This window comes from Bacillus cereus G9842, assembly GCF_000021305.1.
Classification (GTDB): Bacteria; Bacillota; Bacilli; order Bacillales; family Bacillaceae_G; genus Bacillus_A; species Bacillus_A thuringiensis_S.
In genome coordinates, this window is sequence record NC_011772.1 from 1,501,269 (window position 1) to 1,515,539 (window position 14,271).

Consider the following 14,271-nt stretch of genomic DNA (forward strand, 5'->3'; position numbering starts at 1 on the left):
ATGTCGCAATACATAAGGGATCGAAAAGATTTTTATTTAAAATATCCGAATTTTTGGTCGGATTTATATGAATGTGAATATAGTTTGTTTCATGTTTTTTCTATAACAAATCAGACTTTGGAACAATTACACTTAGCGACTGAACGAATGGGTAAAATATTTTTTAAGACTGCTAGACTTTTGCGAAATTTAAGTGACGAACAGATTCTTGAGCTTGGTTTTCCTCCTGCGAGCTTATCATTCATTAGAATGAAAGGATTATATCCTGAATCTGTTATTTCACGATTTGATTTCGTTATAACGGTTGATAACCAAATTAAAATGCTTGAGTTTAATAGTGATACACCAACTTTTATTATGGAATGCTTTCAAATGAATGGAAAAGTTTGTGAAAACCTAGGTTATGATGATCCAAACTCGGATCAAGAACGATTACTATCTTCTGGTGTTACGAAAGCTGTAATGGAAGCGACAAAGGGATTAGACAATCCAAATGTTGTTTTTACAGCACATCATGAACATATTGAGGATTGGAATACGACTATGTATTTAAGTCAGTTATGCCATGTTGAAAATAAAGTAGTGCCAATGTCAGAACTTAGAATTACGAAAGGTGCTCTAGTTGATAAAGATGGGGCGAAGATTGATGTTTTATATCGTCAAACATATCCGATAGAAGATTTAATTGAGGATCAAGATCCTGAAACAGGAGATTTGGTAGGTGTGGAACTGCTGCAACTTGTAAAAGCCGGAAAGCTTTTTATAATAAATCCTTTGTCAGCATTTTTACTTCAGCCAAAATCAATTCAGTGTCTTATTTGGGGGTTAGCAGAAGAAGAAGTCTTTTATACAAACGAGGAACAACAGTGGATTAAAGAATATATGTTACCTACATATTTAGAACCAGATTTATTTTTAGGAAAAGGTTCTTTCGTTCAAAAACCTTCATTTGGTAGAGAAGGAGATACAATTACGATTCGCGATAAGGATGAAAATATTATGCTTCAAAATGCACATCAAACGTATAAAACTTCACTGCCGATATTTCAAAAGTATATAGAACTTCCAGTCGTATCCTTGGAAACAGAAAAAGGGATGGAGAAACTGTCGTATGTGTTTGGTTCTTTTTTAATTGCTGGAAAAGCAAGTAGTATCGGTATTCGCGCGGGAGAAAAGATTACAGGAAATGAATCGTACTATTTACCGGTAGGTATAAAAAGGAGGGGGAAAAATGATTAATTTTTTATCATATTTAGCAGTAACACTCGGACTTTTATGTATTGGTCTGTTCTTGATGGAAGTGACAACGAAAGTTAAGGAATTTAAGTTAATGGCTCAAGGGAATAAGGCGGTAAGCTATGTGCTTGGAGGACGATTACTTGGGTTAGCTATTGTTTTATATTCGACAGCAGCTAATTCAATTTCACTTCTTGATATGATTTCGTGGGGAGCAGTTGGGATTTTGGCTCAAATTATCGTTTTTTATTTAGCTGAGTGGCTTACACCACGCTTTAATATAAACAAAAGTCTTGAAGAAGATAATCAAGCAGTCGGTCTTTTTCTTATGTTTTTATCGCTTTCAATTGGGATTGTAATTGCTGGCTGTATAACTTATTAAAAACTTTACGTTTAAACGTAAAGTTTTTTATTTTATTCCGCTATTTGCCGGGCAGCCCGATTGGTGAGGGCTAATAATCAGTGGGGGATGAACAAAACCCCACTGATTAAAGTTTCACTTTATATATGTTAGTTTGCCATACCTTTTGAAAAAATTGTAGGCTACGGTTGACATCTATTTTAAATAAGAGTAACATTTTCAATGTAATGAAAATAAGTCTCTGTTAGGTGAGGCTCCTGTATAGAGAAATGCTACTGCCCAAAAATGTCGAGAGACGCCAATGGGTCAACAGGAATGATCGAATTAAGGTTTTTCTTAACGTAGCTGGTAATGTACCTATGCTATACAGTGCTAAAACTCGGTGAGGGAGAGGTCCGTAGATTTCTAATTATATTAGAAATCGTTTATTTGTGTATGTAATGGCCACTACTCTCTTAAGGGTAGGGGTCTTTTTTGTTACCAAGCTATGAGTAATTTCATAGTATAAACTATAAAATTAAACGAGGAGGTGAGGAGCATGTCAAATTCTGACTCGGTTCCGTTACCCATATACTTCAAATCAAAAATATATGATGTAGGCAGGAAACGATTTGTTCCTCCCTCTATATTTATCACAATGTAGCGTTTATAAAGCGCTAGACACTTTCACAGTAAAGTGGATAAATTGAGAAACAAAGCGTTTCTTCCTATGTTGTAAAGGAGGAGACGATAATATGTTATATGCAAACAAAACTGTGGGTAACACGTCATATAAACTAAGTAAAAAATCAATAAAAGAACAAACAATGCTTCAAAAAAATAAAGATTTATTAATTGAAATTGCAACAAGAGATGTAAAATCTGTATTTGCATATTTTAAAACAACAAGAGACGGACTATCAATGAAAGAGGCACAAAAACGTATTCAAGTATATGGCCGAAATGAACTAACTTCAAAAAGAGCACTTCTTGCAGAAGTAATGATGAAGCTTGGTGGCATGATCCCAGGTTTTTCAAAACAACGTGTGTGTGATGAATTACAACGTGAAACGATTACTGTATCTAGAGTAGAATGTTCTAGTAGTACAGGGCTAAATAGTGAACTGAAAATGATGGAGATACCAGTGCAAGAACTTGTACCTGGAGATATGATTTTTCTTTCGGCTGGAGATGCTGTGCCAGCTGATGTACGTATTATTTATGCAGATGATTTATTAGTAAATGAGTCTGTGTTAACGGGAAACGAAGCGAGTATAGAGAAGTTTGAAAGCTGCTATCACCTTGAACGTAAACGATTTATTCCATTAAAACGGATGAAAGATTATAATCCACTTGAGCTTGAAAATGTATGTTTTAAAGGTTCGCATATTGTTAGTGGAAATGCAAAGGCTGTCGTTGTTTCTACTGGAAAAAATACGTATTCAGGCATATTGCATACTTGTTGTAGTAGGATGTCTTAATGTGTGAATGGTGCTAAATATACAAAAACCATGTATAATAGACAAAGTTGAGCAAAAACGTAGAATGGTAATCTATTTATATAACCTTACGTGATAACGTGAGGTTATTATTTTTTTAATAGGAGAGGAATTATGAAAAAAGTATTATTAGTTGATGGTATGGCACTATTATTTCGTGCTTTTTACGCAACAAGTGTCTACGGACAATTTATGAAACGACAAGATGGAACCCCTACGAACGGGATTCATGGTTATATGAAACACTTGTTAACAGCTACGCAAGCGATCGAACCAACACATATCGTTACATGCTGGGATATGGGAAGTACGACATTTAGAACAGAATCGTTCTCGAATTATAAAGCAAATCGTGCAGCGCCACCAGAAGAATTAATTCCTCAATTTGATTTAGTGCAAGAAATGACTGCGAAATTATCCATTCCAGTTATCGGTATGAAAGGCTACGAAGCCGATGATTGTATCGGTACGCTTGCAAAACAATATTGCAATGAAGCTGAAGTTTATATTTTAACTGGTGATACAGATTTACTTCAACTTGTTGATAAGAACGTTACAGTTATGCTTCTGCGTAAAGGAATTGGAAATTACGAATATTACACACCGGAGAAAATCATGGAAGAAAAAGGTGTAGAGCCGTGGCAAATCGTCCATGCAAAAGCTTTCATGGGAGATACAAGTGATAATTATCCAGGTGTAAAAGGTATCGGTGAAAAAACAGCGTATAAGCTTATTCAAGAGCACGGAACAGTATCCGCTGTACTAGAAAATGTAGAATCATTAACGAAAGCGCAGCGTACGAAGATTGAAAGTGATTTAGAGAACTTAAATATTTCGTTGCAATTAGCACAAATTCACTGTGAAGTTCCAATTTCATGTGCACTAGAAGAGGGACTACACACAATGGATGAAGAAAAACTTAAATTTGTTTGTGAAGAAATGAATTGGGGAAGACCTGAAATATTAATAAATATGCTATAAATAGTTTAGAAAGAGGGATGTTGCATAAGTCGAACTTTGACTTATGCAACACCTTCTTTTTGTTTTTATAAACAGTATTATAGTAAATAAAATTATGTCGAAATCAATTTTAAATATATAAATGTTTCGACAAGATATAATGATAAAAGTTGATGGAAATAGTAATTTTTATAATGAAGTGAATTAATTTCAACATAGTTTTAGAGAGTCTTTTTTTCGTGTTCACAAAGTTGTCAGAAAATAAACGGAATTTTCATATGAAGTTCAAATAGAATTCACAACAATCAATTATTATAAGGACACACAGATAATTCTTTATCTTTTATATAAACCATCCCCCAAGGAGGACAATGAAAATGAGAAAAAAAGTGAGAAAATCTTTTAAACAATTATTAATTGAAAATAAACAATCACTATTAAATAATAAAGAAAATATGAAAGAAATTGAAGAAAGAATTGAGAAACGACATGTAGCATATAGTGGTGCCAGTAATTAAATAAAATAAAAAAGATAGCCTATATAGGCTATCTTTTTTATTTTATATTGAAAAAACGCTATTCATCTCTTTAATTTTGTAAATATGCAAGATATTTTTATAGTGTTTTTCTATCAATATTACTCATTTTTCGAGGTTGAAATTGGTATATACCAATTTTTGAGATTTACTATTCATAATATTACAAAAAATGTTACAATACACTCAAATTTATACTATAAAATCATTTTAATATGAAAAATTGGAATGAAAAGAAAGGAGAGGAATATGAATAAAGATGTCGCTTTGAAATGATTAGTATCATTTCATTAGGAGTTGATGTAAAAAGATGAAGAGATACGAAGAATTGGACTCTATAAGAGGGATTTCTTCATTAGTAGTAATGATTGGTCATCATTTAATGATTTTTTCAGCATTTCAAAATTACAGTTATGAAGATAATAAACCATTTGTTGTGTATCTATTAAAAGAAACACCTGCTCGTCTAATTTTTAGTAGTGGTAACGAATCTGTTATTATCTTTTTTGTTTTGAGCGGATTTGTTTTGTATGAATCTATTCAAAAAAACTATAGTAGCTATGGGTCATACCTTTTAAAACGTATATGCAGAATATATATTCCTTATATTGTGGCAATAATTATAGCGATTATATGCCAGACTACAATTAGTGAATATGGTATTTCTTATTTAAGTGAATGGTTTAATCGCTCATGGACGATTGAAAGTTCTTCAAGCTTAATCGCACAACATATTTTATTGGTTGGGAAATATAATACAGATGCATATAACGGTGTGATTTGGTCGCTTGTCCATGAAATGCGAATATCAATAATTTTCCCGTTAATTTTGATGATTTGCTTACGAAAAACGTTAAGGGGTTCATTACTATTATTGTTTAGTTTTAGTATATGTTCTGTCATCATATTATTTTTGTTTCGTTCGGGCTTAACATTAACAAGCTATGCATTAACTTTGCATTATACGGTGCTATTTTTACTAGGAGCACTAGTTGCGAAGTATAAAAATAATTTAATAGTTTTTTATAGTAATTGTACTAAAAACACGAAAATTGCATGGTTTTTATTTGCGATTTTACTTTTTATGTATGAAGGGCTTATTGGAGAAATGAAAGTGCTCAATAATTTTATATTTCGAGACTATGTAGTGGCGATAAGCGCATGTCTATTTGTCATATTAAGCTTGTCAATATCAACTTTGTCGTCCTTACTACGTAATAAATACTTGTTATATTTGGGGAAGATTTCTTACAGTCTTTATTTATATCATATTATATCGTTATTTTCCCTTATATACATGCTCCATAAAATATTACCGTTGCCTATTATTTTAATTTTTTCACTTGTTTTTTCGTTTATATTTGCAATGCTTTCGTATATATATGTAGAAAAATTTGCATTGAGAGTCGGAAAGTATGTAACAAAACAAGTGGATAGAAAGGAGAAAGGGTTATCTGTAAAGAGTGACTTGCAGGATGTTATTCAGAAAAGGGCGGTGAAATAATTGAAGCAAGAAATGAGTATAAAAGATTTTCAACAATTATTGAAAAGAAGATTCGTAACGATTATTTTAACGATGTGTTGTTTAACCGCTTCTTTAGTTCTTATCTCTATGTATGTTTTAAAGCCGTCATATCAATATTCAACGCAAATTCTTGTTGGGAATTTAGATGAGTTTAATAAGGAAAATTCAACAAATAAAACACAAGAAAATAAGCAACTAGTAACATCGTATGTCGATATTTTAAAAAGCCCATTAATTATTTCAACAGTTAAAAAAACTTTGAAATTAGAGCAATCAAGTTATGAATTAGCACAAAAAATCTCGGTGGTAAATACGGACAACTCACAAATTGTAACTGTTACAGTAAAAGATTCCAATCCGAAAGTCGTGAAAGACATAGTAAAGACATTGGCAGAGCAATCACAAAAAAGCTTTCAACAGTACACAAATGTACAAGGAGTGAAAGTATTAACTGATCCTGAGTTACAGGAACAGGCCGAAAAATTGTTTCCGAAATTTCAACTAATCATTCCTATTTCTTTAATTGTTAGTTTTTTTGTTGGTATAGGTTTAGCTGTATTTCGAGATTATTTTGATGAACGTATATACGTGGAACAGGATTTAGAGAAAATAACTACAGTTTCTGTTATTGGTTACATAAATATGAAACCGAATAGAAAAAAGAAACCTACAGAGGTTGATAAACAATCATCTATATATCGAGGTGAACATGTCGATGTTTAGGACAAAGAAACAGCTGCCATTCAATATGCATGATGATCTGATGAAAGAGCAGTTTTATACGGTATATCACGAGCTGAAAAAATCTGGAAAACAACTGTTCACAGTTAGTTCAACGAAGGACAGAGGTGTTGTTGCCTCGCTTATAGTAAATATGGGGCTAGTGTTTGCGGAAATGAAGAAAAAGGTGTTACTTATTGATGTGAATTTTTCTGACCCTAAACTACATGTATTATTACAAAGTAATCACATGATAACAGTAAACGATATAATAAGTTCTTCCCCCTGCAATTATGAATCTTTTTCTAGTAATTTGTCTAAATACTTATATTGTATTCCTGCAAAAAAAACAGTACACACAGGGACACCCTTAATTGCTATGGATGAATTTGATAATGCGATTGCTAAGTGGAAAGAAGATTTTGATTACATTTTCTTTTATTCCTCTGAAGTATTTGACCTTCCTGCTACGCACATTATTGCAGGGAAGTGCGATGGAGTGGTTTTAGCAGTTAAAAAGCGAAAAGATTCACTACGTACAGTGCAAAAAGTAATAGCGGATATAAAGAGAAAAGAATGTGAATTAATAGGTATAATTTTATATTCTTGAATGTGGGGGTAACGATCCATGATTCGTGAAACAAATCAAGCCAAGTTGTATACGATTCCGGCTCAAGAAAAGCCTAGCATATTGAATCGAAGTGTAAAACGCTTGTTTGATATTATATTTTCAATCATATTGTTACTATTAACGATACCAATTATGTTGTTCTTTTGTATTATGATTACTTTAGAAACATCAGGGGCTCCAATTTACTTTCAAGAACGTTTAGGTATAAACGGGAAGAAGTTTAATGTATTTAAATTAAGGTCGATGGTAAAGGATGCTGAAATGAACGGACCACAATGGGCAAAAGAACATGATCAAAGAATTACAAAAGTTGGATTGTTTATAAGAAAAACGAGAATTGATGAATTACCACAACTCTTAAATATTTTAAGAGGAGATATGTCTTTTGTAGGTCCTAGACCAGAGAGAGAGTTTTTTTATAATGAATTTGATGCGTATATTCCAGAATTTAAGGATCGTTTAATGGTAAAACCAGGCTTAACAGGATGGGCACAAATAAATGGAGGGTATAATCTTGATCCAAAGGAAAAGTTGAGGTTAGACATGGAGTATATTGAAATGAAAACGATTCGGATGGACATCCGTATTTTATGTAAGACCGTTTTAATTGTATTGAACGGTAATGGTGCAAGATAAATATATATGTAAACAAACAACATATGTAAGTAGGTTACTTGCAAAGGAGAACTGGTATGGGTAGATCTATTCTAAATAATATTATCCATCTATTTTATAGCACGATTTTAGCTAACCTTCTTCAGGCTGTCAGTTTAATTGCTTTAGCAAACTTTTTTAACGCACAACATTATGGGATGTTTAGTGTTGCCATAGCAGTGACGTTTGTTATGTTATTTTTTACAGACTTAGGACTTAGTAATACATTTCTTCGAGAAGGGGCAAAGGATGGAGCAGATTTAGAGAAGATTTTATCATCGTATATAAAAACAAGAATGATTCTACTTATTTTTATTTCTATCATCGGTTATATTTCTATTCATTATATGTATGTAGATAAAAATTTAATTTATATGATGATAAACGTAATGTTTTTCATGTTAATAGGATTAACTTGGCAAAACATAGGGATTGCCTATTTTCAACTGACGGAACGTATGAAGTATATAGCGCTCATTAAAGTTGTATCATCATCGGTTGTTATTATAATTACATGTTTTTGTATTTTCGGAGAGTTACCGGTGTATGTAACGGCTCGCTTATATGCTTTTGGGTATATGATCGGCGGTTTATTCAGTATATATATCATGAGAAGAAAGACGAAAATGAATATGAAAGTCGTAATTCATAAAGCGTTATTTTGGCAATTAACTCCTTTTATTATTAGCGGTTTTTTAATAATGGGTACGCCACAATTAGCGCCTATCTTGCTTAACTATACATTGCCATTAAATATGGTAGGTGTTTTTGCAGTGGCGTACCGGATGCCAGCAGCTTTATATCAAGTACCGGGGGTAATTGCAGGTGCATTTTTTCCAGTGCTCTTTAAGCATTATAACCAGAATAATTTAGAAGAGCATACGAAATTAAATTTGCTTCAAATTAAATCAATGGCGATTGTAGGAATATGTATGACGATCGGTTTATATCATTTAGCACCATACTTTATTTCTATATTTTTTCATGAAGAATGGAGCAATGCAGTAGAACCACTCCAAATATTATCATTTCTTATTGTGCTACAAAGTTTAAATATTGCCATTGCTGACGGTTTAACGACGAGTGGATGTCAAAATAAAAGAACTGTTGTGCAGTGTGTAGCATTGGTGATAGGTGGGGTTATGCTTTATAGCTTTAGTAGTATTGGTGGAGTGATAGGAGCGGCATACGCTATGGTTTTATTTGAAATCGTCGCTTTAGTGGGATATATAGCGGTAAGTGTAGTGAAGAAAAAAATTGTATTCCAAATTGTAATACCGTATACAATTTATTTTGGTGTAACCTTTATTGGAGTGCAATATATAGTGCATACATATCATTTGATTGCGCTTGTTCTTAATATACTAATTGTAGTAGCTGCCATATTCCTATATGATTATGAGCTAAAAAAACTTCTTCTTTCTTTTATAAGAAAAATACGCAAAAAGGATTATATTACGAAACAGGGGATATAGCCTATGGGAAATAATATGAAAGTATCGATGGGATGGATTATTCTTCTAATATTATTTGTTATGTTAAGTAAATACAATTTATATATTGGATTTTCATTGAAGGTATATATGATTTTTTTAGTCATATATTTTTGTTTAACAATTAAAGACTTTCATATTCAAAAGTTATATTTTCATGAAGTTGTATTTTTACTGTTTTATTTCATTTATTGTTTAAGTGGAATTCTTTCTATGTATTTAAATGCTAGTATTCGTATGATTTTTGGCGTGCTACTCGTTTTAGGATGCTATTTTATAATGAGGAATTTATTGGGGAATACTGAAATAGTGGTACTTGAATCATCTATTGCTTATGTAGGAGTAGTATTTAATGTTGTAAGTCTAATACTCTATATAATCGGTTTACAATACTTTGGTTTATACGGTGGAGAAGAGAGAGAAATTTTTGCTGGGTTATTAGTTGATAGAGGATATCCACGGTTAATTGGATTGCTAGATGATCCTAATATTTTCATTTTCTATAATACAATATTTTTTATGTACTATATGACGAATTTACAAAATATCACCAATATATTAGGGTTGATTTTATGTGTTACGACGAGTCTATTAACCTTTTCAAGGGGCGGTATATTAGCTCTTGTACTTGTCGTTTTTGTATATATATGTATGTCTAGTTTCGTTAAAAAAGTAAAAATAATTATGAGCTTAGTATTGTTTAGTTTAGTTATTTTTAGTTTATCGAATAGTGTAATGGGGGGCCAATTAGATGACATATTAAATAAACGAATCTCTGATTTTTCCCATGATAATGGAAGTGGTAGATTTACATTATGGGAAGCTGCTTTTAAATATTATTTATCCAATCCATATATCGGAATCGGTGCTTTTAACTTTTCGAATTATTATGAGTATCAATTTAATGAAAAATTATATGTACACAATACATTTTTAGAAATTTTGTCTGAATCGGGTACAATTGGTTTTCTTCTATATAGCGCGTTTTTATTCATATTAATGTTCAAGCTAGCGCAGCATACTTTATTTCGTGAAAAACCATACCTTCTATTGACTATGATTGCATTTTTATTTCAGATGATGTCATTGTCACTCATTATTAACGAAGCGTTCTTTTTATTTTTAGCAGTTGTTGTGAAGTATATTTCAATATATGAAGGAAGGAGAAAGATAGATGGTAAAATGTCTATCAGCACATAACGAGCCGCCTTATGTTTCTGTAATAACACCTTCTTATAATAGTATACGATTTATAGGTGAGACAATTTTATCTGTACAGAATCAATCGTATGAAAACTGGGAAATGATTATCGTTGATGACTGTTCAACCGACCAATCTGCCGCAAAAATTAAAGAGATAATAGAAGGAGACTCACGAATTAGGTTATTATCATTAAAAGAAAATGTCGGTGCTGCTAAAGCTCGGAATTTAGCGATTCAAGAGGCGAGAGGAAGGTACATTGCCTTTTTAGATAGTGATGATATATGGTTGCCGCATAAATTGAAGACACAATTATTATTTATGGAAGAAATGAATATTGCTTTTTCATATGCGTCGTATAGTTTAATTGATGAAAATGGTAATGAACTAAATCGCGAAGTGAGTGTACCAAAATCTGTTGACTATCATTATTTAGCAGGGAATACAATTATCGGGTGTTTAACAGTGATGATTGATCGTGAAAAAATTCCGTATGTCGAAATGCCTAGTATACAGCCGGAAGATACAGCGTTATGGCTGAACTTATTACATGAAGGGTATGAAGCAAAAGGGATACAGCAAGTATTAGCAAAATATAGAATTGTTACAAATTCTGTTTCTAGAAATAAAATTAGAGCAGCTTTCCGGTATTGGAAATTGTTAAGGGAACAAGAACGACTGAATTCGGTGCAAATTTTTTACTATTTTAGTAAGTATGCTTATCATGCTTATAAAAAAAATAAAATCAATGTAGTTGGGAAGACGCAATTATGAATATACTGTTGATGACAGATAAATTGATAACTGGCGGAGCCGAGAGCTATTTCTGTAAATTGGAAAGTAATTTGCATTATGAGGATTTTGAGATTTATACAGCTGCAGGTAATGGAGAACTATATGAATCTCTTACTAGAAAAGAAAATTTTATATTACTTAGTCGATGGAATCATTTGAGAAATATTTATTATTTACGAAACGAAATTTGTAAACGAAAGATAGAACTTATTCATGCAAATAGTTTGCGAATGGTATTATATGCTTTGCTACTTCAAAAGTTTATTAAAAAAAAGATAAAAATTGTTTATACGAAACATAATGTAACGATATTAGAAAAGAAAATGCCAACGCTTTTTCGTTATTTCATGAATAAATATGTGAACAATATTATTACAGTAAGTGAGTTTGAAAAGAATAATTTAATCTCAATTCATGTAGCAGAAGAAAAAATAAATACAATTTATAACGGTGTCGATATTGAAAAGTTTTTATTCCAGCAGAAAAAGAAAGAATCTACATATAAAATAGGGATATTAGCTAGATTATCCAAAGAGAAAAACCATCAACTATTTGTCAAAATTGCAAATGTGTTGAAAAAGAGACATGATTTTCTGTTTTATATTGCTGGTGATGGACCAGAGAAAGAATCGATTATGAAAGAAATAGAAAAATATGGATTGCGACAAAGTGTAAAGATGCTAGGAAATATTTCAGAACCGCATGAGTTTATAGGGAAAATGGATGCCTTACTTTTATTATCTTTTCGTGAAGTATTTCCAATGGTAGTAATTGAAGCGATGGCTACAGGGACACCAATTGTTTCAATAGATGTTGGCGGAATACATGAAGCGGTAATAGATGGAGAATCAGGTGTTTTGGTATCTGAATATTGCGAATTGGAATTCGCAAGTGCACTGGAGGAACTACAAGGGAATGAAGAAAAGGTAAATGCTATTAGACTCGAAGCACGAGAGAAAGCAGTGAGGTATTTCTCGTTAACTAAAATGATAGAAGAAACGAAAAATATATATGAATTAAACAAATGACCGGGTAGGTCGTTTGTTTTTTTTATTATAGAAACTTTTAAGAGAGAACTCACATATTATATGAAAAAGGTAATATGAGGAGTGAATTTATTTTGTCAGAATATATTTCTTCCCAAGAAGGTTGTGTGCCAGAAAGTAGCGTTCATATTAATTGTTTTGGCGCAGTTCCGAACTCAGGAAATGATAGTTCATTAGCAATTCAACAAGCTATTGATTATTGTGTAGCTAACCGAATTTCGACGGTAAGAATTACAGGAGTAAATACGTACAAAATTGTAAAGCCAATTGTTATTAAATCAAATGTAAGATTAGAGTTAGATCCTACCGTAACGCTGCAAATTGATGGGGATTTTAATGCATTTGAGCTACAAAGTAACGCTTCGGTAATTGGTGGTACTATTCAAGTTATAAATCCATTGTTTCAATCTGCTGTTATTTATGTTTCTGGTTCACAACAAATCGAAGTACCTAATCAATCGGTTATATCAAATATAAATATAGTAAATGCAACCCCATCGTATAAAGGAAAAGCTATACATTTTTATTGTCAAAAGGCATGGGATTTTATTAGTTTCTTTCAAGTTAAATTTATTCAAATTAAAAACTTTCAAACTGCAATACATTTGAAGACAGAATATATAAATGATATCAATACACCTTGCTGGATTAACGCCAATGTATTTCAATCTATATTTATTGATGGATGCGGGTATGGGATTGAAGTAGATGGAAATAGTGATTTGCCAAATGAAAGTTCAGGAAATACGTTTCATGATATTCAAGTGCAATGTAGACAACAAACGAAAAAAGTAATTCGTTGCTCAGGTGCGTATAATACATTTGATTGTATGATTTGGGATACGTACCGGATGAGTAGTGAACAAATTGTCATTGAATTTTCTTCTAATTCTCATCGTAACTACCTTTTTTCAAATCTGCTTTCGACAACTATTGTAGATAAAGGGCAATACAATGTTTGTAAGTCTACCTATGAAGAATCTCTTCGAATTCAGTTACCGATTACGTTAAATAAACCTCACTTAATAGGCAATCAAGATGATATATTAGTAAATGCTCAGCAAAAGTATATTGTTAAGCAAGTAAGTGGGAAAGTACCGTACGGTGGAAATCTCGCAAATTGCTTTAATTTAATAGATGAACAAAGTGTAAACTATATTGACGTTCCAGATAGTAATCCAGTTGTCATTGAACTGGATTTTACGAAAAAACCAATACAAATGTTAAATTGTTTTGGAATGTATTTTGGATGGGGAGAAAGCGCGAAAAAAATTAAAATTGAATATGCATTAAGCGCAACTGGAAATTGGGTTATCGCATCGGATGTTCCATTAAATGTAGGCGATACAATTATATCGAATATGAAGGCGAATCAACTATATAAAGTAAGAATTACATTAAGTGGTTATTCTCAAGATCATAAGCGTTTTCGAATTAATCGCATTTTTGCAAGGTCTTCTATGGAAAATGGGAATGCTTGGTTAGCTACAACTGGTGGAAGAATGTTTGGAGATATTGAAATAGAGGCAAGTAAAGGCATAATCATGAAGACAGCTAGTGGAGTGAAATGGAAAGTTACTATTAATGAAGCTGGCCAACTTATTACGACTAAAATAACTTGAGGTGATGCTTAAT

14 protein-coding genes and 1 riboswitch are annotated in these 14,271 nt (G+C 32.0%); all 14 genes read left to right on the forward strand.

Annotation, left to right across the window (positions count from 1 at the left end; genetic code table 11):
* Entirely contained in the window at window positions 1-1,239 is a 1,239-nt protein-coding gene (locus BCG9842_RS07610; protein ID WP_000084926.1) for a glutathionylspermidine synthase family protein, read from the forward strand.
* On the forward strand, window positions 1,232-1,618 hold the full coding sequence (locus tag BCG9842_RS07615) for a DUF350 domain-containing protein (RefSeq protein WP_000606873.1): 387 nt from the start codon (window positions 1,232-1,234) through the stop codon (window positions 1,616-1,618). Before BCG9842_RS07610 ends, BCG9842_RS07615 begins: the two co-directional genes overlap by 8 nt.
* A 212-nt stretch (window positions 1,619-1,830) precedes the next feature.
* Window positions 1,831-1,996: riboswitch (M-box (ykoK) riboswitch) on the forward strand.
* A 335-nt stretch (window positions 1,997-2,331) separates the two neighbouring features.
* Window positions 2,332-3,057 carry a P-type ATPase gene (locus BCG9842_RS07620; protein WP_000964950.1) on the forward strand — a complete coding sequence of 242 codons (726 nt, stop codon included), beginning with the start codon at window positions 2,332-2,334 and terminating at the stop codon, window positions 3,055-3,057.
* 132 nt (window positions 3,058-3,189) lie between these two features.
* Entirely contained in the window at window positions 3,190-4,056 is an 867-nt protein-coding gene (locus tag BCG9842_RS07625) for a 5'-3' exonuclease (protein ID WP_000757068.1), read from the forward strand.
* Window positions 4,057-4,412: 356 nt separating this feature from the next.
* Complete coding sequence (locus BCG9842_RS07630) at window positions 4,413-4,553, forward strand: FbpB family small basic protein (protein WP_001228048.1); 141 nt, start codon at window positions 4,413-4,415, stop codon at window positions 4,551-4,553.
* A 328-nt stretch (window positions 4,554-4,881) separates the two neighbouring features.
* Window positions 4,882-6,075, forward strand: a complete 1,194-nt coding sequence (locus BCG9842_RS07635) for an acyltransferase family protein (protein WP_000833052.1) — start codon at window positions 4,882-4,884, stop codon at window positions 6,073-6,075.
* Window positions 6,076-6,819, forward strand: a complete 744-nt coding sequence (locus tag BCG9842_RS07640) for a YveK family protein (RefSeq protein WP_000807060.1) — start codon at window positions 6,076-6,078, stop codon at window positions 6,817-6,819.
* Window positions 6,806-7,426 (forward strand): CpsD/CapB family tyrosine-protein kinase, encoded by a 621-nt coding sequence (locus tag BCG9842_RS07645; protein ID WP_041488115.1) that lies wholly within the window; start codon window positions 6,806-6,808, stop codon window positions 7,424-7,426. The genes BCG9842_RS07640 and BCG9842_RS07645 overlap by 14 nt, the downstream gene beginning before the upstream one ends.
* 18 nt (window positions 7,427-7,444) lie before the next feature.
* Window positions 7,445-8,083: a sugar transferase gene (locus tag BCG9842_RS07650; protein ID WP_000617647.1), complete on the forward strand. Its 639-nt coding sequence runs from the start codon at window positions 7,445-7,447 to the stop codon at window positions 8,081-8,083.
* Window positions 8,084-8,139: 56 nt separating this feature from the next.
* Window positions 8,140-9,576 (forward strand): oligosaccharide flippase family protein, encoded by a 1,437-nt coding sequence (locus BCG9842_RS07655; protein WP_000533720.1) that lies wholly within the window; start codon window positions 8,140-8,142, stop codon window positions 9,574-9,576.
* Between the two features lie 3 nt (window positions 9,577-9,579).
* Complete coding sequence (locus tag BCG9842_RS07660; RefSeq protein ID WP_000527867.1) at window positions 9,580-10,794, forward strand: O-antigen ligase family protein; 1,215 nt, start codon at window positions 9,580-9,582, stop codon at window positions 10,792-10,794.
* Complete coding sequence (locus BCG9842_RS07665) at window positions 10,769-11,569, forward strand: glycosyltransferase family 2 protein (RefSeq protein ID WP_000237677.1); 801 nt, start codon at window positions 10,769-10,771, stop codon at window positions 11,567-11,569. The genes BCG9842_RS07660 and BCG9842_RS07665 overlap by 26 nt, the downstream gene beginning before the upstream one ends.
* The gene (locus tag BCG9842_RS07670; RefSeq protein ID WP_001023692.1) at window positions 11,566-12,618 is read left to right on the forward strand and encodes a glycosyltransferase family 4 protein; all 1,053 of its coding nucleotides are present in this window, start codon (window positions 11,566-11,568) and stop codon (window positions 12,616-12,618) included. The genes BCG9842_RS07665 and BCG9842_RS07670 overlap by 4 nt, the downstream gene beginning before the upstream one ends.
* A 92-nt stretch (window positions 12,619-12,710) precedes the next feature.
* A complete protein-coding gene (locus BCG9842_RS07675; RefSeq protein WP_000006070.1) occupies window positions 12,711-14,258 on the forward strand; it encodes a hypothetical protein in 1,548 nt (515 codons plus the stop codon).
* Window positions 14,259-14,271: the final 13 nt, after the last annotated feature.